The following is a 23,383-nucleotide window of genomic DNA, read 5'->3' on the forward strand; positions in this document are numbered from 1 at the left end:
TCAGTTGGGGTGCGTCGGGGCGACGGTCAGGTCCACCGCCGGGAGGGAGGGCAGATGCCGGATCACCGCCGTCTCCGCGCGCAGGATCCGCAGCTCCTCGCGGAGCCGGGTCGCGGTGTCCGGGGCCTGGAGGAGCCGCTGCTTGGCGGGGACGTCCAGGACCACCGTGGAGGCGACCAGGTAGGAGACGACCGACGGGTCGTCCGGCAGCTCCGCGCCCGTGGTGAGGGAGCGTTCGCTCGCACCCGCCAGGCGCTTCTGGTAGCCGCGGAAGGCGCGCAGGACGCCCTCGGCGAGCGGGCCCGCCTCGTCGCCCGGGTCCTCCTCCAGCTCCTCCAGCTCGGCCGTGAGGAAGGGTCCGCTCGCGTCCACGGACAGCAGCCGGACCCGGGTGGTGCCGGTGGCCAGGACCTCGAAGCTGCCGTCCGCGCGCTCCCGGACGGTCGCGGCGTCGGCGACGCAGCCCACCCGGTGCAGCGACTGGAGGGGATCGGGTCCGAAGCCGTCGGCCGGGCCGCGTTCGACGGGCTTGCGGACCGCCTCCGGCATGCCGAGCCCCGTGACGGCGGTCTCCCGGCCGTCGCGGATGGCGACCACGGCGAACCGGCGCGGTTCGTCCTCATCGATGGTCAGGAGCTCCCGCATCATGGCGCGATATCGCTCCTCGAAGACGTTGAGGGGCAGCACGAGGCCCGGGAACAGCACCGCGTTCAGCGGGAACAGGGGCAGGCGAGCGGTGGTCACAGCGGTCAAGCGTAATGGCCGCGCGCCCGCCCTCGCCCGGAGCCTTGCCTCAGCGGGGTCGCGGAGGCCACCCGGAGCCGTGCGCCGTCCCGTGCGTCCAGGAACCGGCCCAGCGGATCGCCGGACACCGAAGCCCACGGGAACGAGGACGCGTGCGGGCCGATCCGGCCGAACTGTTCCAGCGCCTCGGCCCACCGGCCCCGTACCACCAGGACGTACGCGAGCAGATTGCGGACCTCGGCCGGCCACGGGTCGCCGGGGGCGAAGGAGGCCGACAGCGAGATCGCCAGGTCAGCCGCCGCGTCGATCCGCTCCACCTGCACCGAGGTCGACCGGGTGTCCCACGGCCCTTCGGTGAGCATCGCGAACGCGGCCCGCAGCGGCAGCGCCTGCACCAGGGAGTTGGGCACCGAGTCCTCGGCGGCCCGCTCGGCGAAGTCGAAGCACTCGCGGTGCGAGCCGTACCAGGCGGCCGAGAGGTACTGGAGGGCGGCGACATGGCAGCCGTAGTGGTGCGTGGAGCGCCGGAGGGCCTCCCCCCACAGCTCCTCGAACGTGGTGTGCGTGGCCTGCGTGCCCCGGGCGTGGTCCAGCGCCAGGCGCCAGGGCACCGGGTCGCGCGGATCACCGGCCGCGGCCGCCGTGATCAGCGGCCCCACCTCGCGCAGCTGCTCCGCGCGCGCCGGGGACTCCCAGGCGCGGTCGACCGAGAGCTGCGCCTTGACGAGCAGCGCGTCCGGATCGTGCGGCGCGGCGGCCAGCCAGTCCGCGAGCCAGCCGTCCCGATTGCGGGCGAACGCGACGAGCCGTCTCAGATAGCGGTCCCGGCTCTCCCACTCGGCCGCGTCCCGGGTGGTCGCCAGGAGCTTCGCGGCCGGTTCGTACTCCCCGGCAGCGGCGGCCACCAGCGCGGGCGACAGCCGTTCGTCGGGGGCGTCGAGCAGCACGGCGTGGTCCGTGGGCAGCCCGGTGGAGAGCACCGGGGTGTGCCGGATCACGCGCGCGGTTCGGAGCAGAGCGCGGAGGAAAGGCATGGTGCAGACCATTCAAAAGCGCTGGTGGAGGCGGGCGCCAGAGGGAGCGCTGTGAAGCATTTGTGCCGAGCGGATGGGTTGCCCGGCCATCGGTCAAGGAGCGGTAAAGGAATCCGGGGATTCTGGCTGATTCTCGTTGCTCCTGGGCAGAAGGTCCGTGGTCTGCCGCGCCCTGACCGGCCGCCGTACGGCCCGCCGTCACCGGGGAGGGCCGCCCGCGCACCGGCGCCCGGCGGTCAGCCCCGGCGCAGCATCCGGGAGGCGCCCGCCGCGACCGTGGTGGCCAGTATCCAACCCACCAGGATCAGCGCGGCCGCCATCCACTGCCAGCCGCCCTCCATCCGCCAGTAGCCGTCCTGGCCGAGATCGATCACCGGGATGAGCAGATCCAGCGCGTACAGCGCCGCGTTCCACTGCGGGTGCTCCTCGCCCTTGAGCGACGCCGGGTGGTAGCGCGAGAACGCCAGCGTGCCCGCCGCCCACAGCACCGCCATCCACACCGCGGCCCGCCCCGGCCGGTATCCGTACGCCACCGTCCAGTCCTGGAGGTAGCCCCACAGCTTCCCGGCCGGCGGCAGGGTCTCGCGGCGGCGGCGCTGCTTGGCGAGCAGCACCTCCCGGGCGTCCGCGTCCTCCCCGCAGCTCCGGAGCACCGCCGCCAGCCGCTCGTACGGCTCCGGCACGTACTCCGGCGTCGCCGCCGCCACCCACTCCAGGCGCCGGGACAGCGGGAAGTGTCCGTACGGGACGAGGTTCTCGTACACGAAGCCGCCCATCGCGAGGCCGCCCGGGCCCGGCCAGCTGGACGACACGTCGATCAGCGTGACGACCTTCGCGCCGTTGAGCACCACCCGGCCGCGCACCGGGCGCTCCGGGTTGAACCGGAGCTCCGGAGTGACCGTCCGGCGCAGCGACAGCTCCTCGTGCGCGTCCAGCACGAACACCGCCTTGTGCAGGTCCACCGCGTCCCCGAACCTGCCGTCGTCCAGCCGCACCCCGCCCCGGCAGCGGAACACCTGCGAGCGGGTGCCGTGCGCCGGGGTCGGCGAGGTCGCGATGCCGTACGGGGGAGTGGTGCCCTGGTTCCCCGTGTCGACGCTGACCCACGCCTCGCTCATGTACAGCGTCCGCTCGACGCTGAGCTGCGGGGCGTTCAGCGCGCGGCGGCCCCGGCCCGCGCGCAGCCGGCTGCCGCGCAGGCTCAGCGAGCCGCCCACCTTCGCCCCGCGCAGACTCAGCTCGCCCAGCATGTCGGCCATCTCGGCCTGGAGGTCCTGGGCGACCGCGAGGCCGTCCCCGAGCAGCGCCCGCCCCTGCCGGTCCGGGCCGACCTCGATCTGGTTGACCAGCAGGTCCGTGCCGATCTGGGCGTCCGTCAGCCGGATCCCGCGCTCCACCCGGCAGCGCGGCAGATGCAGATCGCCCTCGGTGCGCAGCCGGGCCGCGTCGATCCGGGGCACCGCGCACCCCACCAGCCGCAGGGTCGTGAAGTGGCACTCCGGGAACGCCACCTCCTCGTCGAACCGGCAGCCGGTCAGCTCCACGTACGGATCGACGCGCCCGCCCGCCAGGTCCAGCTTCCCCGTGATCCGTACGCCCCAGAGCTTCAGCGCCGTCACCCGGCCCGGTCGGGCCGGCGGGCCGCTCAGCAGCAGCCGGGCGACGACCCGGGCCGCCACACTGCGCTCGGGGCCCCACTCGTGCGGGGCGAACGGATCGTCGCGGGCCCGGTCGCGGGACCGGAGGTCGTAGGTCGTGCCGTTCCGGAAGGACTGCCACATGCCCAGCTCCGCCGCGCTGAGGCCGTCCGGGAGATCATCGTCGTGCCGCTCCGTCACCGGTGCCCCTTTCGTTCGGAGGCGTGATCCCGTTATTCCCTCTGAGTGACGGAATGAACGCACATAGTCAGCCGTCACAGCACCGGCATGTATCAGCCAGTGATACGGCCGTCCGGCCGCGCGTGGCGGTCTGCGAGAATTGCGGTGTGATCTCTCGAATCGATCTGCGCGGCGATGCCCTCCCCGAGGGTGGCGCCCTGCGCGACCTGCTGCCCCGTGCCGAGTTCGACGTGGAAGCCGCCCTGGAGACGGTGCGGCCCATCTGCGAGGACGTACGCCATCGTGGCTCGGCGGCAGTGATCGACTGGGGGGAGAAGTTCGACGGCGTCCGGCTGGAATCGGTCCGGGTGCCCGCCGCCGCCCTCGCCCGGGCCCTGGACGAGCTCGACCCGGCCGTCCGCGCCGCCCTCGACGAGTCCATCCGCCGCGCCCGCCTCGTCCACCGCGCCCAGCGCCGCACCACGCACACCACCCAGGTCGTCCCCGGCGGCACGGTCACCGAGAAGTGGGTGCCCGTCGACCGCGTCGGGCTCTACGTGCCGGGCGGCCGCGCGGTCTACCCGTCCTCCGTCGTGATGAACGTCGTCCCGGCCCAGGAGGCGGGCGTCCCCGGCCTCGCCGTCGCCTCGCCGCCCCAGAAGGAGTTCGGCGGCCTCCCGCACCCGACGATCCTGGCCGCCTGCGCCCTCCTCGGCGTGGACGAGGTCTACGCGGCGGGAGGTGCCCAGGCCGTCGCGATGTTCGCGTACGGCACCGAGGACTGCCGCCCCGTCGACCTGGTCACCGGCCCCGGCAACATCTACGTCGCCGCCGCCAAGCGCCTCCTCAAGGGCCGTATCGGCATCGACGCCGAAGCCGGACCCACCGAGATCGCGATCCTGGCCGACGCCACCGCCGACCCGGTGCACGTCGCCGCCGACCTGATCAGCCAGGCCGAGCACGACCCGATGGCCGCCGCCGTCCTCGTCACCGACTCCGAGGAGCTGGCCGCCGCCACCGAGGCCGAGCTGGTCACCCAGGTCGCCGCGACCAAGCACGTCGAGGAGCGCATCGAGCCCGCCCTCGCCGGCCGGCAGTCCGCGATCGTCCTCGTCAACGACCTGGAGGACGGCCTCACCGTCGTCAACGCGTACGCCGCCGAGCACCTGGAGATCCAGACCGCCGGTGCCGCCGCGCTCGCCGACCGCGTCCGCAACGCCGGGGCGGTCTTCGTCGGCCCCTGGTCGCCCGTCTCGCTCGGCGACTACTGCGCGGGCTCCAACCACGTGCTGCCCACCGGCGGCTGCGCCTGCCACTCCTCGGGCCTGTCCGTGCAGTCCTTCCTGCGCGGCATCCACATCGTCGACTACACGCGCGACGCGCTCGCCGAGGTCACCCACCACGTGGTGACCCTCGCCGAGGCGGAGGACCTCCCCGCCCACGGCGCCGCGCTCAAGGCCAGGTTCGGGTGGAAGGTTCCCCAGCAGTGACGAACAGCAACGCGGGCGGTCCCACGGCCAACCCCTGGGACGCCCTGCCCCTCCGCGACGAACTGCGCGGCCAGTCCCCGTACGGCGCGCCCCAGCTCGACGTTCCCGTACGGCTCAACACCAACGAGAACCCCTACCCGCTGCCCGAGGCCCTGGTCGACCGCATCGCCGAACGGGTCCGCGAGGCCGCCCGCGACCTCAACCGCTACCCCGACCGGGACGCCGTCGAGCTGCGCACCGAGCTCGCCCGCTACCTCACCCGCACCGCCGGGCACCACGTCGAGGCCGCCAACGTCTGGGCCGCCAACGGCTCCAACGAGGTCCTTCAGCAGCTGCTCCAGACCTTCGGCGGGCCCGGCCGCACCGCGATCGGCTTCGAGCCCTCGTACTCGATGCACGCCCTCATCTCGCGCGGCACCGGCACCGGCTGGATCTCCGGTCCGCGCAACGAGGACTTCACCATCGACGTCGACGCCGCCCGCGCCGCCATCGCGGAGCGCCGCCCCGACGTCGTCTTCATCACCTCGCCCAACAACCCCACCGGCACCGCCGTCGACGCCGACACCGTCCTCGCGCTGTACGAGGCCGCGCAGGCCGCCAAGCCGTCGATGGTCGTCGTGGACGAGGCGTACGGCGAATTCAGCCACCACCCCTCGCTGCTCCCGCTGATCGAGGGCCGCCGCCACCTGGTGCTCTCGCGCACCATGTCGAAGGCGTTCGGCGCCGCCGGGCTCCGCCTCGGCTACCTGGCCGCCGACCCCGCCGTGGTCGACGCGGTGCAGCTGGTCCGGCTGCCGTACCACCTGTCCTCCGTCACCCAGGCCACCGCGCTCGCCGCCCTGGAGCACACCGATACGCTCCTCGGGTACGTCGCGCAGCTCAAGAGCGAGCGCGACCGGATCGTCACCGAGCTGCGCGGTCTCGGCTTCGACGTCACCGAATCGGACGCCAACTTCGTCCAGTTCGGCCGCTTCGCCGACAGCCACACCGCCTGGCGGCAGATCCTCGACCGGGGCGTCCTGGTCCGGGACAACGGCGTACCGGGATGGCTGCGGGTCTCCGCGGGGACCCCGGCAGAGAACGACGCGTTCCTCGACGCGGTTCGCGAAATTAAGAAGGAGCACGACGCATGAGCCCCCGCGTAGGCCGCGTGGAACGCACCACCAAGGAAACGTCCGTGCTGGTCGAGATCAACCTCGACGGCACCGGCAAGGTCGACGTCGCGACCGGGGTCGGCTTCTACGACCACATGCTCGACCAGCTCGGCCGGCACGGTCTGTTCGACCTCACCGTCAAGACCGACGGCGACCTGCACATCGACTCGCACCACACCATCGAGGACACCGCCCTCGCACTCGGCGCCGCCTTCAAGCAGGCGCTCGGCGACAAGGTCGGCATCTACCGCTTCGGCAACTGCACCGTCCCGCTGGACGAATCGCTCGCCCAGGTCACCGTCGACCTCTCCGGCCGCCCCTACCTGGTGCACACCGAGCCCGAGAACATGGCGCCGATGATCGGCGCCTACGACACGACGATGACCCGGCACATCCTGGAGTCGTTCGTCGCCCAGGCGCAGATCGCCCTGCACGTCCACGTCCCGTACGGGCGCAACGCGCACCACATCGTGGAGTGCCAGTTCAAGGCGCTCGCGCGCGCCCTGCGCTACGCCAGCGAGCACGACCCGCGCGCGGCCGGCATCCTCCCGTCCACGAAGGGCGCCCTGTGACCGGCCTCAACACCATCCTGATCCTGGTCGGCCTGTTCCTGGCCGGCGGGGTCTACTCCTTCTCCAAGCAGGGCATGCCCAAGGGCGTCATCGTCCTGCTCTCCATCGCATCGCTGATGTGCCTGGTGGCGGGCGTCCTGCGCATTCAAGGTCTCTGGGACTAGGAAGCGACGAGCGACACGTGGATACGAAGAAGAAGGTCGTCGTCTTCGACTACGGCTTCGGCAACGTCCGTTCCGCCGAGCGCGCCCTCGCCCACGTCGGCGCGGACGTCGAGATCACCCGCGACTTCGACGCCGCGATGAACGCGGACGGGCTGCTCGTGCCCGGCGTCGGCGCGTTCTCGGCGTGCATGGAGGGTCTGAAGAAGGCCCGCGGCGAGTGGGTCATCGGCCGCAGGCTGGCCGGCGGACGCCCCGTCATGGGCATCTGCGTCGGCATGCAGATCCTGTTCGAGCGCGGCATCGAGCACGGCGTGGAGACCGAGGGCCTGGACGAGTGGCCCGGCACGGTCGGCCCGCTGAAGGCCGACGTCGTCCCGCACATGGGCTGGAACACCGTCGAAGCCCCCGAGGACTCCCAGCTGTTCGCCGGGCTCGACGCCGGTGCCCGGTACTACTTCGTGCACTCGTACGCGGCGCACGACTGGGACCTCGAAGTCACCAACCCGAAGATCCGTGCCCCCAGGGTCACCTGGGCCACGCACGGCGAGCGGTTCGTGGCGGCCGTGGAGAACGGCGCGCTGTGGGCCACCCAGTTCCACCCCGAGAAGTCCGGCGATGCCGGCGCCCAGCTGCTGACCAACTGGATCGAGACGCTGTAATGCCGAAGCTTGAACTGCTCCCCGCCGTAGACGTCCGCGACGGCCAGGCGGTCCGCCTGGTGCACGGCGAGTCCGGCTCCGAGACCTCCTACGGCTCCCCGCTGGAGGCCGCACTCGCCTGGCAGCGCGCCGGCGCCGAGTGGCTGCACCTGGTCGACCTGGACGCCGCCTTCGGCACCGGGGACAACCGGAGCCTCATCGCCGAGGTCGCCGGCGCCATGGACATCAAGGTCGAGCTGTCCGGCGGCATCCGCGACGACGCCTCGCTCGCCGCCGCCCTCGCCACCGGCTGCCGCCGCGTCAACCTCGGCACCGCCGCCCTGGAGACCCCGGAATGGGTCGCCAAGGTCATCGCCGAGCACGGCGACAAGATCGCCGTCGGGCTCGACGTGCGCGGCACCACGCTGCGCGGCCGGGGCTGGACCCGCGACGGCGGCGACCTCTACGAGACGCTGGCCCGCCTCGACTCCGAGGGCTGCGCCCGCTACGTCGTCACCGACATCGCCAAGGACGGCACGCTCCAGGGCCCCAACCTGGAACTCCTGAAGAACGTCTGCGCCGCCACCGACAAGCCCGTCGTCGCCTCCGGCGGCGTCTCCTCGCTGGACGACCTGCGCGCCATCGCCTCGCTGGTCCCGGCGGGCGTCGAGGGTGCGATCGTCGGCAAGGCCCTGTACGCGAAGGCGTTCACCCTCGAAGAGGCGCTGGAGGCGGTCTCCGTATGACCGATTCCGCATCCGTGCGCCGCGTCTCCTCCGGCGCCCCCTGGGAGGAGAAGTTCGGCTACTCCCGCGCCGTCGAACTGCCGAACGGCCTGGTGCTCGTCTCCGGCTGTACGTCGGTGGTGGGCGGCGAGATCGCCGGGGGCGGCCCGTACGACCAGACGGTCACGGCCTTCAACGTCGCCCTCGACGCGCTGAAGGAGCTGGGCCTCGGCCGCGAGGACGTCGTCCGCACCCGGATGTACGTCATGCACGCCCGGGACACCGACGAGGTCGGCCGCGCCCACAAGGAGCTGTTCGACGCCGTGCGCCCCGCCGCCACCATGGTCGTGGTCTCCGGCTTCGTGGACCCGGGCCTGGTCGTCGAGGTCGAGGTCGAGGCCTACCGGGCGGGTGCGCGATGAGCCTCGCGGTACGCGTCATCCCCTGCCTCGACGTGGACAACGGCCGGGTCGTCAAGGGCGTCAACTTCCAGAACCTGCGGGACGCGGGCGACCCCGTCGAGATGGCGAAGCTGTACGACGCCGAGGGCGCCGACGAGCTGACCTTCCTGGACATCACCGCGTCCAGCGGCGACCGGGAGACCACCTACGACGTGGTGCGCCGCACCGCCGAGCAGGTCTTCATCCCGCTCACGGTGGGCGGCGGCGTCCGCACCCCGGACGACGTGGACAAGCTGCTGCGGGCCGGTGCGGACAAGGTGGGCGTCAACACGGCGGCCATCGCCCGGCCGGAGCTGATCCGGGAGATCGCCGAGCGCTTCGGCCGCCAGGTCCTGGTGCTCTCGGTGGACGCCCGGCGCACCCCCGAGGGCACCTTCGAGGTCACCACGCACGGCGGCCGCCGGGGCACCGGCATCGACGCCGTCGAGTGGGCCCACCGGGCGGCGGAGCTCGGTGCCGGGGAGATCCTGCTCAACTCGATGGACGCCGACGGGACGAAGGACGGCTACGACACCGAGATGATCGCCGCCGTCCGCAAGCACGTCCGCGTCCCCGTCATCGCCTCCGGCGGCGCCGGGCGGCTCGCGGACTTCGCGCCGGCCATCGACGCCGGGGCCGACGCGGTCCTGGCCGCGTCCGTCTTCCACTTCGGCGACCTGCGCATCTCCGAGGTCAAGGGCGCGCTGGCGGAGTCCGGGCACCCGGTGCGCTGACCCGCCGGTTGTGCGCGTGCACAGACATGGGGCGTCCTCCCCTGGGAGGGCGCCCCACGCTCGTCCGCGCACCTTCCGGGCCCCGGCCCGCGCGCCTAGCGTGCCGGGCGTGACTCCCCCCACGACCGTGCGCAGTCCGCTCCGGCTGTACGGCCGCAGCGGTGAAATCGCCGCCCTGGACGCCCTGCTGACGCGCCTTCACCACGGCGACGGCGGGGCGCTGGTCCTCACCGCCCCGCCCGGCTCGGGCCGCACGGCGCTCCTGGCCCACGCCGCCGCGACGCACCGGGACCGGGAGGCGGGACCCGTCCTCCACGTCGTCGCCGCCCCCGGCGAACGGTGGATGCCGTACAGCGGGCTGCACGCCCTGCTGGGCACCCCCGGCCCCGTACCGCCCGACGGTCTCCTCGCCCTGCTCCGGCGGACCGGTGGCGGGCGGCCGCTCCTCGTGTGCGTGGACGACGCCCACCTCTGGGACCCCGACTCCCGTGCCGCGCTCGCCTCCGCCGCCCGCCGGCTCGGCCCCGGCACCCCGGTCGCCGTGCTGATCGCCGCCGGGGACGGGGCCGGGTTCGCCGGGCTGCCCGCCCTCCGCCCCGGCCCCCTGGACGACGAGGCGGCCGCCGCGCTCCTGGACCGGCTCACCGGGGCGGACCGGGCCGACCCGGTCGTGCGCGGCGAAGTGCTCCGGGAGGCGGCCGGGAACCCCGGGCTGCTCACCGGTCTCACCGCCCGCCTCACCCCGGCCCAGCTCGCCGGGCGGACCCCGCTGCCCCACCCGCTGCCCGGCGGCGAGGAGGTCCTGGCCGCCCACGCCGACCGCGTCGGCCACCTCCCCGCCGCCTCCCGGACCCTGCTCCTCATCGCGGCCGCCGCCCACGCGCACGAGCCCGAGGGCGCGGGGGCGGACCTCGCCCTCGTACGCCGCGCCGCCGCGTCGGCCGCCGTCCCGCACACCCCGGGCCGGGCGACCGGCGTGCTCCGACTGGCCGGTGACCGCGTCCACTTCGGCGAGCCCCTGATGCGCCGCGCCCTTCTGCACCGGGCGCCCCCGGACCGCCGCCGCGCGGTGCACGCCCTGCTCGCCGGACTGCTCGCGCCCGGGTACGCCGCCCTGATCCAGCGGGCCTGCGCGTCCCCGGGCCCCGACGCCCCGCTCGCCGCCGCGCTGGAGGCGGCCGCCGCCCCGCCCCGCCCGCCCGCCGACCGCGCGACCGCCCTGGTCCACGCGGCCGCGCTGACCCCGGACGAGGCGGACCGGGCCTGCCGGTTCGCGGCGGCGGCCGAGCAGTACCGGCTCGCGGGCGATCCGGGGCGGGCCCGCGCCCTGCTGGCCCGGGCGGCCGCCCCACCCGGCCACGGCCCCGCCCACCGCACACGCGGCCTGCTCGCCCTCGCCGACGGGCCCGCCCCCGACGCCCAGGAGGCCCTGCTCACCGCCGCCGCGCTGCTCGCCCCGCACGATCCCGGAGGCGCCCGGGACGCCCTGCTCGGGGCTGCCGAGGCCGCCTGGGCGGCGGGCGACGCCCTCGGGTACCTCGACGCGCTGACCCGTATTCCCGCCGACGGCGCCGACCGGGACCTGGTCCCCTACCGGGACGGGATGTGCGCCGTGCTGCGCGGCCGGATCGGCGCGGGGCACCTGCTGCTGCGCCGCTGTCTCGACTCCGGCGCCCGCGATCCGGCGGCGCTGTTACGGGCCGGGGCGGCCGGTCTGGTGCTCGGCGACCTCGACGCCGCCTGCCGGGCCGGGGCCCGCGCCCTCGCCGCCGTAACCGCGAGCGGTGCCGAGGCCCTGCTGCCGCAGGCGCTGGAACACCTGGCCTACGCGGAGCTGCGCGCCGGCCGGCACGCCCGGGCCCGGGCCCACGCGCTGGACGGCCTGCGCGCGGCACGCCGTACCGGGCGGCCCAACACCGCCGCCCACCTGCACGCCGTACTCGCCCTCGCCGCCTCGGTGGAGAGCGGGGCGCGGGAGTGCGCGGCGCACGCCGGAGCCGCGCTCGCGGGCGCCGCGCCGCACGGGCTCGTCCAGGCGGAGACCCTGGCCACCTGGGCGCTGGCCCGGGCCGATCTGGCCGCCGGGCGCCCGGCGGAGGCGGCGGCGCGGCTCGCCCCGCTGGTCCGGCGCGGCCACTTCGCCACCCGGATGCTCGCCGTGCCCTGTTACGTCGAGGCGTCCGTGCTCGCCGGGCGGGCGGCGGTCCGGGGCGGGGGAGCGGACCCGGTGGCCGAGGCGGTCGCGGAGTTCGCCGTGTGGGCGACGCGCACCACGGACCCCCAGGTGCCGGCCCAACTCGCCCGCTGCCGGGCCCTGCTGGCACCGGAGGGCGAGGCCGCCGGGCGGTACGGGGAGGCCCTGGCCCATCACGACCGGGCCGGCGGCGACTTCGAACAGGCCCGGACCCGGCTGCTGTTCGGGTCCTGGCTGCGCAGGCGCCGCCGTACCCGCGAGGCCCGCGAGCCGTTGCGGGACGCCCTCGTCGGGTTCGAGCGGTGCGGGGCCCCGGCCTGGGCGGCCCGGGCGAGCGGCGAACTCCGGGCGGCCGGTGCGGCGGTGGATCCCCCGGGGTGTGCCGGGGCTGCCGCGCCGCTGGCCGGGCTCACCCCGCAGCAGGCCCGGATCGCCCGGTGCGTGGCCGAGGGGGCCACCAACCGGGAGGTCGCACGGCGGCTCTCGGTGAGCACCCGGACCGTCGACCACCACCTCCGCAACGTCTTCGCCGCCCTGGGCGTGCGCTCGCGGACGGAGCTGGCCGGACTGCTGGGGAACGGGCTCTGAGACCACCGGAGTTGCGGGACCGTGATGAGAAGGAGGCCGCACACCTCTAGGTACCGACTGGGCGGTATGTCATTCTGCGGGCGTCAGGATCATTCGCTGCGCCCGCGGCCCTGTCCTGGGCGGGGCGTGCCGGAGCCGGCCGTGCACCGAGCCGGCCGAATCCCGGTGGAGGCCGCCATGCCACAGGTCGTACGTTCGCGGGTCGGGGTGCCGCACGCTCCGCCGCCCGTCGCCCCGCCCCCGCGCCGCTTCCGTTCACTGGCCGACCGCGAGGCCGTCGCCGTCCTGCACCGGGCAGCCCGGGTCCTGGTCGCGGCGCTCCCGGAGCTGACGGACCGGATGGTGGAGGCGCTGCGGGAGCGGGAGCCCGGCTACCGCGCGGCGATCGAGGCCGACCCGGCGGAGATCTGGCAGGAGGTGCACCAGTCGCTGCGGCACAACGTCGGTTCGCTCATCCGGCCCCGCGAGTTCCGGGAGGCCGCGCACCGCACCTCGCGGCGGATCGGCGAGGTCCGGGCCGAGCAGGGGGTGCCGCTGGACGCGGTCCTGCACGCGTTCCGGATGGGCGGGGCGATGGTCTGGCAGGACCTGGTGGACGAGACCGCCCGCCGCCACCCCGAGGACATCCGGCTGCTGGTCCACGTCGCCGCGGACGTCTGGAACTTCGTGGACGAGCACTGCGGGCTCGTCGCCGACGCCTACCGCGGGGCGGAGCGCCGCCTCGCCTGGCGCCGGGAGAACCGGCACCGCCTGATGACCGCCGCGCTGCTCGACGGCACCGCCCGGGTCGCCGACCTCCCGGACACGGCGGCGGCCCTCGGCCTGCCGGAGGACGGCCGGTACGCGGTGCTCGCGCTCCGCGCCGCCCGCCGCTCCCCGCACGGCGCGGCGCACCCGCCCCTGGAGCTGCCCGCCGGTCCGGACGCCGTGTGGCACGCGGGGGCCGAGGCGGAGTACGCCGTGCTGTCGCTGGGCCGGGCCGACGGCACCGACCCGGCGGACGCCCTCGCCGAGCTGGCCGCCGGTCTGCGCGTGCCGCCCGGGGCCCGCGTCGGCATCGGTTCGGCGGTGGACGGTCTTGCGGCGGTCGGGGACGCCCGGCGCCTCGCGGACACGGCGCTGCGGGCCTGCCCGGCGGGCGGCGGGACCGTCCTGCTCGACGCGCATCTGCCCGCCGCCCTGGTCGTCTCCTCCCCGGTGCTCGGCGCGGCCCTCGCCGACCGGGTGCTCGGCCCGCTGGACCGGCTGGACGCGGCGGACCGGGACGTGCTCATCGACACGCTCACCGCCTGGTTCGACGCGGACGGCTCGGCGCCCCGGGCGGGCGCCCGCCTCTACTGCCACCGCAACACCGTCCTCAACCGCCTCCGCCGCTTCGAACAGCTCACCGGCCGCTGCCTGACCCGCCCCTCGGACGCGACCGAGGTCTCCCTGGCGCTCGCGGCCCGCCGCCTGCTGACCGGCTGAGGGGGCCGCGCCGGGGGGAGCGCGGGGCCGGACCAGATGTGCAGCTTTTCTTTCGCAAGAGATATTGCGCAACTTTTCTTTCCTATCTACGCTCCTCGGTATGGCACGCGAAGAATCACGCCGGGTCTCCGACCTCGGCACCCTCAAGGCGTTCGGACACCCCCTGCGGATGAAGCTCTACCGGGCCCTCTACATCGCCCGGCAGGCCACCGCGTCACAGCTCGCCGAGCAGGTGGACGAGGCGGTCTCGCTCGTCAGCTACCACCTGCGCAAGCTCGCCGACCACGGGCTGATCGAGGAGGCGGACCGGCAGGGCAGGGACGGCCGCGAGCGCTGGTGGCAGCCCGCGTCGGAGGGGCTGACCTTCCACGACGAGGACTTCAGCGACGCGCCCGAGAAGGCCGCGACGCACTCCGCCGTCACCCGCCTCTCCTTCGACCAGCACGTCGAGATGTACCGCCGCCACCTCGACGCGAACCGCACCTGGCCCGCCGACTGGCGCCGCGCCTCCTTCAGCTCCGAATACCTCGCCCGGCTGACCGCCGAGGAGCTCGCGGCGCTCTCCTCCGAGATGAACGACCTCATCAAGCGCTACGAGCAGCAGGGCCGCGCCCGCGAGGAGGCCGGCGACGGCGAGAACCGCGAGAACGTCGCGCTCCACGTGTACAGCTTCCCGTTCCGCACCTGACCAGGACCCCCGAGAGGACGAGACCGTGACCGCCACCCTGCCCGCCCCCGCCGAAGCCCCCGCCCGCCCGGCCCACCGCGACGGCAACATCCTGCGCTGGCTCGGCGCGTACACCGCGTCCATGATCGGCGACAGCGTCTACTACATGGCGCTCGCCTGGGCCGCCGCCCGCACCGGCAACGCCTCGCAGACCGGCCTGGTGCTCGCCGCCGGTTCCATACCCCGGGCGGTGCTCCTGCTCGGCGGGGGAGTGCTCGCCGACCGGCTGGGCCCGCGCCGCGTGGTCGTCGCCAGCGACACCGCCCGCTGCCTGGTGATCCTCGGCCTGGCCGGGGCCCTGCTGCTCACCTCGCCCACGGTGTGGATGCTGATCGCCGTCGCGCTCGTCTTCGGCGCCGTCGACGCCCTCTTCCTGCCCGCCGTCGGCGCCCTGCCGCCCCGGATCACCGCCGCGTCCCAGCTCGCCCGCGTCCAGGGCATGCGCGGTCTCGCCACCCGGACCGCCAACGTCGTCGGCGCTCCGCTCGGCGGCGTCGCCGTCGCCCTCGGCGGCCCGGTCCTCGCCTTCGCCGCGGCCGGGGTCCTCTTCGCCGTGTCGCTCCCGCTCCTGCTGGCCGTACGGATGGCCCCGCTGCCCGCGCCCGAGGCCGCCGCCCCCACCGGCAGCGCCTGGCACGAACTGGCCGACGGGCTCCGCCACATCCGCCGCCACCCGGTCCTCGGGCCCCTGATGCTCGTGGTCGCCGTCAGCGAACTCGGCTTCGTCGGCCCCCTCAACCTCGGCCTCATCCTGCTCAGCGACGAACGCGGCTGGGGCGCCTCCGGCATGGGCTGGGTCATCGCCGCCTTCGGCACCGGCGCGGGCGCCTCCGCCCTCCTCCTCGCCGTACGCGGCCGCGTCCCCAGGGCCGGACTGGTCATGTGCCTGACCGTCCTCGTCGGAGCCTGCGCCATCGCGGCCCTGGCCTACGTGCCCTCCGTACCGCTCGCCGCGGCCGTCGCGGTCCTCGTCGGACTCTTCGCCGGGCTCGGCGGCTCGCTGTGCGGCGCGCTCACGCAGACCGTCACCGAACCGGCCTACCTGGGCCGCGTCACCTCGGTCTCCACGCTCTTCACGCACGCCCTCGCGCCGCTCAGCTACCCCGTCACCGGCGCCGCCGTCGCCCTCTGGGGCACCGGCCCGGTCTTCGTCGCCAGCGCGGCCCTGTGCGCGACCGGCGTCGTCACCGGCCTCCTCATCGCCCCGCTCCGCCGGGCGGAACTCCCGGCCTGACCGGGGCCGCCCCAGCCCCTGCGCGTACCGGCTACATGCCCAGCTTCGCCGTCGTCACCCGGCCGACCGCCTCCGGCTCGCCCTCCAGCTCCACCCGCGCCGCGTCCTGCCGCCCGAACGCGAACAGCAGCAGCTCGCCCGGCTCACCGGTCACCGTCACCACCGGCGTCCCCCGGTGCGCCACCGCGGTCTGCCCGTCCGGGCGGCGCAGCACCAGGCCCACCGGCGCCTTCCGGCCCAGCATCCGCGCCGCCTTCTCCGTACGCGCCCACAGCACGTCCGCGAAGACCGGGTCCAGCTCACGCGGCGTCCAGTCGGGCTGCGCCCGGCGCACGTCCTCCGCGTGGATGTAGAACTCCACCGTGTTCGCCGCCTCGTCCAGCTGCTTCAGGCCGAACGGGGACATCCGGGGCGGGCCGGTCCGGATGAGCTGGATCAGCTCCTCGTACGGCTTCTCGGTGAACTCGGCCATGACCCGGTCCCGCCGGCCCTTCAGCGGCCCGATGAGCGTCCCGGCCGCCGCGTCCGGCCGCCGCTCCCGCACCACCACATGGGCCGCGAGATCACGGGCCGTCCAGCCGTGGCACAGGGTCGGGGCCTGCGGGCCCGCCGCCTCCAACAGGTCGGCGAGCAGAAGACGTTCGCGCTTCGCATGGGTCGACATGCCCGCCAGCGTACGGCCGCCGTCCCCCGTCCGCCCAGTGGACGCCCGCCCGGACACCCCGCGCCGCCACGGCACAATGGGGCCCATGAGCAGCACGCCCCCGCCCGGCACCCCCCGGACCGCCAGCGACCTCGACCCCGCCATCGCCGCCCGCCTCAAGCGCGGCGCCGACGGACTGGTCCCGGCCGTCGCCCAGCAGTACGACACCGGCGAGGTGCTGATGCTGGGCTGGATGGACGACGAGGCGCTGCACCGCACCCTCACCACCGGCCGCTGCACCTACTGGTCCCGCAGCCGCCAGGAGTACTGGGTCAAGGGCGACACCTCGGGCCACATCCAGCTGGTCAAGTCCGTCGCCCTCGACTGCGACGCCGACACCGTCCTCGTCAAGGTCGACCAGACCGGCGCCGCCTGCCACACCGGCGACCGCACCTGCTTCGACGCCGACGTCCTGTTCTCCGGACAGTAAGGTCTGCCGCCATGGACCTCGACACCTTCCGCAAGCTGGCCGTCGACCGGCGCGTCATCCCCGTCACCCGCCGCCTCCTCGCGGACGGCGACACCCCCGTCGGGCTCTACCGCAAGCTCGCGGGTGAGCGCACCGGCACCTTCCTGCTGGAATCCGCGGAGAACGGCCGCACCTGGTCGCGCTACTCCTTCATCGGCGTACGCAGCGCCGCCACGCTCACCACCCGCGACGGCGAGGCCCACTGGCTCGGCACCCCGCCTGTCGGCGTGCCCGTCGACGGCGATCCGCTGCACGCCCTGCGCGCCACCATCGAGGCCCTGCACACCCCGCACGACCGGGAGTCCGGCCTTCCGCCCTTCACCGGCGGCATGGTCGGCTACCTCGGCTACGACATCGTGCGCCGCCTGGAGAAGATCGGCGAGAGCGGCGGCGACGACCTGAAGCTCCCCGAGCTGACCATGCTGCTCACCTCCGACCTGGCGGTCCTGGACCACTGGGACGGCAGCGTGCTGCTCATCGCCAACGCCATCAACCACAACGACCTGGCCACCGGCGTGGACGAGGCGTACGCCGACGCCGTCGCCCGGCTCGACGCGATGGAGCGCGACCTGCGCCGCCCCGTCGAGAACGCCCCCGCCGCCCTGCCGCCCTCCGAGCTGCCCCCGTACACCGCGCTCTGGGGCGGCCAGGCGTACCAGGACGCCGTCGAGGACGTGAAGGAACGCATCCGGGCCGGGGAGGCCTTCCAGGTGGTGCCCTCCCAGCGCTTCGAGACCCCGTGCACCGCGAGCGCCCTCGACGTCTACCGGGTGCTGCGCGCCACCAACCCCTCGCCGTACATGTACCTCTTCCGGTTCGACGGCTTCGACGTCGCCGGGTCCAGCCCCGAGGCCCTGGTCAAGGTCGAGGACGGCCGGGCCATGGTCCACCCCATCGCCGGAACCCGGCACCGCGGCGCCACCCCGCAGGAGGACCAGGCCCTCGCCGACGAACTCCTCGCCGACCCCAAGGAACGCGCCGAGCACCTGATGCTCGTGGACCTCGGCCGCAACGACCTCGGCCGGGTCTGCGAGCCGGGCAGCGTCGAGGTGGTCGACTTCATGTCCATCGAGCGCTACTCGCACGTGATGCACATCGTCTCCACCGTCACCGGCAAGGTCGCCGAGGGGCGCACCGCCTTCGACGTGCTGACCGCCTGCTTCCCCGCCGGCACCCTCTCCGGCGCCCCCAAGCCCCGCGCCCTCCAGATCATCGAGGAGCTGGAACCCACCCGCCGGGGCCTGTACGGGGGCTGCGTCGGCTACCTCGACTTCGCCGGGGACTCCGACACCGCCATCGCGATCCGCACCGCCCTGCTCCGCGACGGCACCGCATACGTCCAGGCGGGCGCGGGCGTCGTCGCCGACTCCGACCCGGTCGCCGAGGACACCGAGTGCCGCAACAAGGCGGCGGCCGTCCTCCGCGCCGTCCACACCGCCAACCGCCTCGGCGGCGCCTGAGCCGTACGCCGGTGCCTCCCGGCCAGGGGCGCGGTGGGGCGTTCCGGGCCGGTGAGGGATAGTGGAGTACGTGAGTGCCGTCCCCGTACCCCAGCCCCGTACCGAAGCCGCCGCCGCGCCCGACAGTGCGGGGAGCCGCCGCACCCTGGCGGCCGGCCTGCTCCTCGGGGCGGCCGGAGCGACCGTCGTCCTGCTCGCCTCCGGGCAGACCTGGGCCGAGGGCAAGGCCTCCGTCGGCGGCGGCAGCCTGCCGCTGAGCGCCGACGGGCAGGACGTCACCGGACTCCCCGCCGCCCTCGCGATCGTCGGCCTGGCCGCCCTCGTCGCCGTCTTCGCCGTACGCGGCGGCGGCCGGCGCGTGGTCGCCGGACTCCTCGCGCTCAGCGGACTCGGCGCCGCGCTCAACGCCTTTTTCGGCGCGTCCGACAGCGGGGCGCTGGACGAGAAGGCCGCCCGGACCAGCGGCGACGCCGCCGCCGGCATCACGGCCCTCAGCCACACCGCCTGGCCGTACGTCACGGCGGCCGGCGGCCTGCTGATCCTGCTCGCCGGGCTGCTCGCCCTGCGCTACGGCAGCCGCTGGCCCACGATGTCCGGGCGCTACGAGCGCGACGGCACCCCCCGCCCCCGCAAGGCCCCCCGCCCGCTCGACCCCGACCGGCCCGAGGATCTGTGGAAGGCCCTGGACCGCGGCGAGGACCCGACGCGCGAGGCATGACCCCCCAGCTCACGTCCTACCCGTACGTACGGGACAATGACGGTGAGCTGGCACAGCGGCACGGGCCGTGGGCACAGCGACCCGAGCGATTCCAACAGCGCAACACCAACGAGGAGCAACTCATGGCGGGCAGCAGCCACGGACACACCCCGGCCGCCTGGACCGGTGTCATCATCGCCTTCATCGGCTTCTGCGTCGCGGGCGTCTTCATGGTCGCGGCCAACCCGGTCGGCTTCTGGGCCGGCATGGGCGTCGTCCTGCTCGGTGGTGTCGTCGGCCTCGCGATGAAGGCCGCGGGCCTCGGCATGCCGAAGGAGTCGGCCGAGCTGAGCGCCGCCCGCGCCCGCGCCGGACAGGCGCAGACCTCCTGACCCCCGCACCACGTACGCCGGAAAGGCGCGGCCCGGACCGGGCTGCGCCTTTCCGCGTCAGCGGCGACAATCACCGGGTGGACGCAACGCCAACGCCAAAGCCCGCCCCGGCTCCCGGGCCGCCGCCGCCCTTCGCCCCCGTGCGGGCCCCCCTCTTCCCCACGGCCCCCGCCGGCGCCTCGCGGCTGCGGCGGACCGCCGTCCCGGTGGGCGTGCTCGCCGCCGTCGTCGGCGCCTTCGGATACGTCGCCACCGTCGACCCGAACCAGCCCGGCCACTACCCCGTCTGCCCGCTGCTGCGGTTCACCGGCATCTACTGCCCCGGCTGCGGCGGCCTCCGCAGCGCCCACGCCTTCGCCCACGGCGACCTGGCCGCCGCCTTCGGCGCCAACGCGCTCGCCGTCGTCGGCTACGGGATCTTCGCCGTGCTGTGGGCCGTATGGCTGATCCGCGAGTCCCGCGGAAAGCCCCTGCGGATCGCGCTGCGGCCGGTGCACTGGTGGGCGATCGGCGCCGTACTGCTGCTTTTCACCGTCATCCGGAACCTCCCCTTCGGCTCCGCGCTCGCCCCGTGAAGTCCCAGGTAGTGGGACAGCCGCCGGGTGGATGCGGGCCCAGCGCCCTCCTGCGGATAACATCGGAGTGGCTGATCCTGTGGCCTGTTACGTTTTTTCACCGTTCCGGAAGGGGGCCGCTCGCGTGAGTGTGCTCGACGAGATCATCGACGGCGTACGCGCCGACCTCGCGGAGCGGCAGGCGCGCGTCAGCCTCGACGAGCTCAAGGAACGCGCCGCCCGTGCCCCCCAGGCCAAGGACGGCGTCGCCGCCCTGCGCGGCGAGGGCGTGACCGTCATCTGCGAGGTCAAGCGCTCCAGCCCCTCCAAGGGCGCGCTGGCCGCCATCGCCGACCCGGCCGCGCTCGCCGCGGACTACGAGGCCGGCGGGGCCTCCGTCATCTCGGTCCTCACCGAGGAGCGCCGCTTCGGCGGCTCGCTCGCCGACCTGGAGGCCGTCCGCGCCAAGGTCGACATCCCGATCCTCCGCAAGGACTTCATCGTCACCTCGTACCAGCTGTGGGAGGCGCGCGCGTACGGCGCCGACCTCGCGCTGCTGATCGTCGCCGCCCTCGAACAGGAGGCCCTGGTCTCCCTGATCGAGCGCGCCGAGTCCATCGGCCTCACGCCGCTGGTCGAGGCGCATGACGAGGAGGAGGCCGAGCGCGCGGTCGAGGCGGGAGCCCGGATCATCGGCGTCAACGCGCGCAACCTCAAGGACCTCAAGGTCGACCGCTCCACCTTCGAGCGCGTCGCCCCCGAGATCCCGGACCACATCGTCAAGGTCGCCGAGTCCGGCGTCCGCGGTCCGCACGACCTGATCGCCTACGCCAACGCCGGAGCGGACGCGGTGCTGGTCGGCGAGTCCCTGGTGACCGGCCGCGACCCGCGGACCGCCGTCGCCGACCTGGTCGCCGCCGGCGCCCACCCCGCCCTGCGCCACGGACGGGGCTGACCAGGCCGTGTCGTCCCTTCCGCATCCCGCTCCGGTGCGCTGCGCGCTGCCCTCGTGGCACCGCGGCTGCCGGGCGCCGGCGCGCCGGGTGCGCGGCCGGCGGGTGCGGTACGTGATCGGCGCCGAGCCCGGTCAGGTCAACGGCATGCGATGGCGCACGGGACGCGCGCTGTAGAGCGAGCCCGGCCGCGTTCCCGCGTGCCCGAAACCGCCCCGGTCCCGGACCGGGGCGGCGCTCCACTCACGGCGCAGACGGTGCAACCACCCCTGTGACGACGAGGAGCACGTCCCGCATGTCTTCCGACTTCTTCATCCCGGACCCGGAGGGTCTGATCCCCAGCGCCGAGGGCTACTTCGGCGCGTACGGCGGAAAGTTCATCCCGGAGGCGCTGGTCGCCGCCGTGGACGAGGTCGCCGTCGAGTACGAGAAGGCCAAGGCCGACCCCGCGTTCGCCGCCGAGCTCGGCGAGCTGATGGTCCACTACACCGGTCGGCCCAGCGCCCTCACCGAGGTGCCCCGCTTCGCCGAGCACGCCGGGGGCGCCCGCGTCTTCCTCAAGCGCGAGGACCTCAACCACACCGGATCGCACAAGATCAACAACGTGCTGGGGCAGGCCCTGCTGACCCGGCGCATGGGCAAGACCCGCGTCATCGCGGAGACCGGCGCCGGTCAGCACGGCGTCGCCACCGCGACCGCCTGCGCCCTCTTCGGCCTCGACTGCACCATCTACATGGGCGAGATCGACACCCAGCGCCAGGCGCTGAACGTGGCGCGCATGCGGATGCTCGGCGCCGAGGTCATCGCCGTGAAGTCCGGCTCCCGCACCCTCAAGGACGCCATCAACGAGGCGTTCCGCGACTGGGTCGCCAACGTGGACCGCACCCACTACCTCTTCGGTACGGTCGCGGGCCCGCACCCCTTCCCGGCGATGGTCCGCGACTTCCACCGCGTCATCGGCGTGGAGGCCCGGCGGCAGATCCTGGAGCAGGCCGGACGGCTGCCGGACGCCGCCGTGGCCTGCGTCGGCGGCGGCTCCAACGCCATCGGCCTCTTCCACGCCTTCGTGCCCGACGCGGACGTCCGCCTCATCGGCTGCGAGCCCGCCGGACACGGCGTGGAGACCGGGGAGCACGCGGCGACCCTGACCGCGGGCGAGCCCGGCATTCTGCACGGCTCGCGCAGCTACGTCCTCCAGGACGACGAGGGCCAGATCACCGAGCCGTACTCCATCTCGGCCGGTCTGGACTACCCGGGCATCGGCCCCGAGCACGCGTACCTCAAGGACGTGGGCCGCGGCGAGTACCGCGCCGTCACCGACGACGCGGCCATGCAGGCGCTGCGTCTGCTCTCCCGCACCGAGGGCATCATCCCGGCCATCGAGAGCGCGCACGCGCTGGCCGGGGCGCTGGAGGTCGGCAAGGAGCTGGGCAAGGACGGGCTGATCCTGATCAACCTCTCCGGGCGCGGCGACAAGGACATGGACACGGCGGCCCGCTACTTCGGGCTGTACGACACCGACGCGGCCGTCGAGGCGGACGCCGGCAGCCGGACCGCGGAGATCGAGGGGGACGCGCAGTGAGCGGCAACATCGAACTGCTGAACAGCACGCTCGCCGCGACGCGGGCCGAGAACCGGGCCGCGCTCATCGCGTACCTCCCGGCCGGCTTCCCGACCGTCGACGGCGGCATCGAGGCCGTCAAGGCCGCCGTCGCGGGCGGCGCCGACGTCATCGAGGTGGGGCTGCCGCACAGCGACCCGGTCCTCGACGGCCCGGTCATCCAGACCGCCGACGACATCGCGCTGCGCGGCGGCGTGCGGATCGCCGACGTGATGCGCACGGTGCGCGAGGCCCACGAGGCCACCGGGGCGCCGATCCTGGTCATGACGTACTGGAACCCGATCGACCGGTACGGCGTCGAGCGGTTCACGGCCGAGCTGGCCGAGGCGGGCGGCGCAGGGTGCATCCTGCCCGACCTGCCGGTCCAGGAGTCGGCGCTGTGGCGCGAGCACGCGGAGCGGCACGGCCTGGCCACCGTCTTCGTCGTCGCGCCCAGCAGCAAGGACGAGCGGATCGCCACCATCACCGACGCGGGCTCCGGCTTCGTCTACGCCGCGTCCCTGATGGGCGTCACCGGCACCCGTGCCTCGGTCGGCGCGCAGGCGCAGGACCTGGTCCGGCGGACCCGGGCCACCACGGAGATGCCGGTCTGCGTCGGACTCGGCGTGTCCGACGCCGCCCAGGCCGCGGAGGTGGCCGGCTTCGCCGACGGCGTCATCGTCGGCTCGGCGTTCGTCAAGTGCATGCTGGACGCCCCCGACGAGGCGGCCGGCCTCGCGGGCGTCCGTTCGCTGGCGGCCGATCTTGCCGAAGGTGTTCGAAAGCGCTGACACCTGGGGTAACCCGAACGGGTGGACCTCGGTCCGGGGAGG

General features: G+C 74.5%; 25 protein-coding genes. 21 read left to right on the forward strand and 4 right to left on the reverse strand.

Going from position 1 to position 23,383, the window contains the following annotated elements; all coding sequences use genetic code 11:
* The 3 genes from AMK18_RS25390 to AMK18_RS25400 form a co-directional block, all read right to left on the reverse strand.
* Positions 1–744 (reverse strand): LON peptidase substrate-binding domain-containing protein, encoded by a 744-nt coding sequence (locus tag AMK18_RS25390; protein ID WP_073864618.1) that lies wholly within the window; start codon positions 742–744, stop codon positions 1–3.
* Between the two features lie 5 nt (positions 745–749).
* On the reverse strand, positions 750–1,790 hold the full coding sequence (locus AMK18_RS25395) for a hypothetical protein (protein WP_073864619.1): 1,041 nt from the start codon (positions 1,788–1,790) through the stop codon (positions 750–752).
* A 224-nt stretch (positions 1,791–2,014) separates the two neighbouring features.
* Positions 2,015–3,616: an oxidoreductase gene (locus tag AMK18_RS25400; RefSeq protein WP_073864620.1), complete on the reverse strand. Its 1,602-nt coding sequence runs from the start codon at positions 3,614–3,616 to the stop codon at positions 2,015–2,017.
* Between the two features lie 146 nt (positions 3,617–3,762).
* On the opposite strand from AMK18_RS25400, the gene hisD reads away from it, so the two are divergent.
* The 12 genes from hisD to AMK18_RS25455 all read left to right on the forward strand — a co-directional run bounded on the left by hisD (position 3,763) and on the right by AMK18_RS25455 (position 15,722).
* Positions 3,763–5,085, forward strand: a complete 1,323-nt coding sequence (gene hisD, locus AMK18_RS25405; protein WP_026171706.1) for a histidinol dehydrogenase — start codon at positions 3,763–3,765, stop codon at positions 5,083–5,085.
* Positions 5,082–6,218, forward strand: coding sequence for a histidinol-phosphate transaminase (locus AMK18_RS25410; RefSeq protein ID WP_073864621.1), 1,137 nt, complete (start codon positions 5,082–5,084; stop codon positions 6,216–6,218). The genes hisD and AMK18_RS25410 overlap by 4 nt, the downstream gene beginning before the upstream one ends.
* Positions 6,215–6,811, forward strand: a complete 597-nt coding sequence (gene hisB, locus AMK18_RS25415) for an imidazoleglycerol-phosphate dehydratase HisB (RefSeq protein ID WP_037786278.1) — start codon at positions 6,215–6,217, stop codon at positions 6,809–6,811. Before AMK18_RS25410 ends, hisB begins: the two co-directional genes overlap by 4 nt.
* Positions 6,808–6,975: a hypothetical protein gene (locus AMK18_RS34960; RefSeq protein ID WP_018104487.1), complete on the forward strand. Its 168-nt coding sequence runs from the start codon at positions 6,808–6,810 to the stop codon at positions 6,973–6,975. Before hisB ends, AMK18_RS34960 begins: the two co-directional genes overlap by 4 nt.
* A 17-nt stretch (positions 6,976–6,992) precedes the next feature.
* Positions 6,993–7,634 carry an imidazole glycerol phosphate synthase subunit HisH gene (hisH, locus tag AMK18_RS25420; RefSeq protein ID WP_073864622.1) on the forward strand — a complete coding sequence of 214 codons (642 nt, stop codon included), beginning with the start codon at positions 6,993–6,995 and terminating at the stop codon, positions 7,632–7,634.
* On the forward strand, positions 7,634–8,359 hold the full coding sequence (gene priA / locus AMK18_RS25425) for a bifunctional 1-(5-phosphoribosyl)-5-((5-phosphoribosylamino)methylideneamino)imidazole-4-carboxamide isomerase/phosphoribosylanthranilate isomerase PriA (RefSeq protein ID WP_018104489.1): 726 nt from the start codon (positions 7,634–7,636) through the stop codon (positions 8,357–8,359). Before hisH ends, priA begins: the two co-directional genes overlap by 1 nt.
* Positions 8,356–8,760, forward strand: a complete 405-nt coding sequence (locus AMK18_RS25430; RefSeq protein ID WP_073864623.1) for a RidA family protein — start codon at positions 8,356–8,358, stop codon at positions 8,758–8,760. Before priA ends, AMK18_RS25430 begins: the two co-directional genes overlap by 4 nt.
* The gene (gene hisF / locus AMK18_RS25435; RefSeq protein WP_018104491.1) at positions 8,757–9,512 is read left to right on the forward strand and encodes an imidazole glycerol phosphate synthase subunit HisF; all 756 of its coding nucleotides are present in this window, start codon (positions 8,757–8,759) and stop codon (positions 9,510–9,512) included. Before AMK18_RS25430 ends, hisF begins: the two co-directional genes overlap by 4 nt.
* A 127-nt stretch (positions 9,513–9,639) precedes the next feature.
* The gene (locus AMK18_RS25440) at positions 9,640–12,294 is read left to right on the forward strand and encodes a helix-turn-helix transcriptional regulator (RefSeq protein WP_073864624.1); all 2,655 of its coding nucleotides are present in this window, start codon (positions 9,640–9,642) and stop codon (positions 12,292–12,294) included.
* Positions 12,295–12,471: 177 nt separating this feature from the next.
* Positions 12,472–13,761, forward strand: coding sequence for a PucR family transcriptional regulator (locus AMK18_RS25445; protein WP_073864788.1), 1,290 nt, complete (start codon positions 12,472–12,474; stop codon positions 13,759–13,761).
* 100 nt (positions 13,762–13,861) lie between these two features.
* Positions 13,862–14,449, forward strand: a complete 588-nt coding sequence (locus AMK18_RS25450; RefSeq protein ID WP_073864625.1) for an ArsR/SmtB family transcription factor — start codon at positions 13,862–13,864, stop codon at positions 14,447–14,449.
* A 25-nt stretch (positions 14,450–14,474) separates the two neighbouring features.
* Positions 14,475–15,722 (forward strand): MFS transporter, encoded by a 1,248-nt coding sequence (locus AMK18_RS25455; protein ID WP_073864626.1) that lies wholly within the window; start codon positions 14,475–14,477, stop codon positions 15,720–15,722.
* 31 nt (positions 15,723–15,753) lie between these two features.
* On the opposite strand, the gene AMK18_RS25460 is transcribed toward AMK18_RS25455, so the two are convergent.
* Positions 15,754–16,386, reverse strand: a complete 633-nt coding sequence (locus tag AMK18_RS25460; RefSeq protein ID WP_073864627.1) for a TIGR03085 family metal-binding protein — start codon at positions 16,384–16,386, stop codon at positions 15,754–15,756.
* Between the two features lie 85 nt (positions 16,387–16,471).
* Between AMK18_RS25460 and hisI the strand changes: the two genes are divergently transcribed.
* From hisI to trpA, 9 genes are all read left to right on the forward strand, one after another.
* Positions 16,472–16,855, forward strand: coding sequence for a phosphoribosyl-AMP cyclohydrolase (hisI, locus tag AMK18_RS25465; RefSeq protein WP_018104497.1), 384 nt, complete (start codon positions 16,472–16,474; stop codon positions 16,853–16,855).
* 11 nt (positions 16,856–16,866) lie between these two features.
* Positions 16,867–18,354: an anthranilate synthase component I gene (locus AMK18_RS25470; RefSeq protein WP_073864628.1), complete on the forward strand. Its 1,488-nt coding sequence runs from the start codon at positions 16,867–16,869 to the stop codon at positions 18,352–18,354.
* A gap of 61 nt (positions 18,355–18,415) precedes the next feature.
* A complete protein-coding gene (locus AMK18_RS25475) occupies positions 18,416–19,072 on the forward strand; it encodes a TIGR02234 family membrane protein (RefSeq protein WP_073864629.1) in 657 nt (218 codons plus the stop codon).
* A gap of 122 nt (positions 19,073–19,194) precedes the next feature.
* Positions 19,195–19,443 carry an HGxxPAAW family protein gene (locus tag AMK18_RS25480; protein ID WP_018104500.1) on the forward strand — a complete coding sequence of 83 codons (249 nt, stop codon included), beginning with the start codon at positions 19,195–19,197 and terminating at the stop codon, positions 19,441–19,443.
* A 140-nt stretch (positions 19,444–19,583) separates the two neighbouring features.
* Entirely contained in the window at positions 19,584–20,018 is a 435-nt protein-coding gene (locus AMK18_RS25485) for a DUF2752 domain-containing protein (protein ID WP_018104501.1), read from the forward strand.
* 124 nt (positions 20,019–20,142) lie between these two features.
* Positions 20,143–20,952 carry an indole-3-glycerol phosphate synthase TrpC gene (gene trpC / locus AMK18_RS25490; RefSeq protein ID WP_018104502.1) on the forward strand — a complete coding sequence of 270 codons (810 nt, stop codon included), beginning with the start codon at positions 20,143–20,145 and terminating at the stop codon, positions 20,950–20,952.
* A 103-nt stretch (positions 20,953–21,055) separates the two neighbouring features.
* The gene (locus tag AMK18_RS35710; protein WP_383740198.1) at positions 21,056–21,127 is read left to right on the forward strand and encodes a hypothetical protein; all 72 of its coding nucleotides are present in this window, start codon (positions 21,056–21,058) and stop codon (positions 21,125–21,127) included.
* A gap of 118 nt (positions 21,128–21,245) precedes the next feature.
* A complete protein-coding gene (trpB, locus tag AMK18_RS25495; RefSeq protein ID WP_073864630.1) occupies positions 21,246–22,532 on the forward strand; it encodes a tryptophan synthase subunit beta in 1,287 nt (428 codons plus the stop codon).
* Positions 22,529–23,341: a tryptophan synthase subunit alpha gene (trpA, locus tag AMK18_RS25500; RefSeq protein WP_018104504.1), complete on the forward strand. Its 813-nt coding sequence runs from the start codon at positions 22,529–22,531 to the stop codon at positions 23,339–23,341. Before trpB ends, trpA begins: the two co-directional genes overlap by 4 nt.
* The last annotated feature ends 42 nt before the right edge of the window (positions 23,342–23,383 follow it).

This window comes from Streptomyces sp. CB01249 (assembly GCF_001905735.1).
GTDB lineage: Bacteria > Actinomycetota > Actinomycetes > Streptomycetales > Streptomycetaceae > Streptomyces.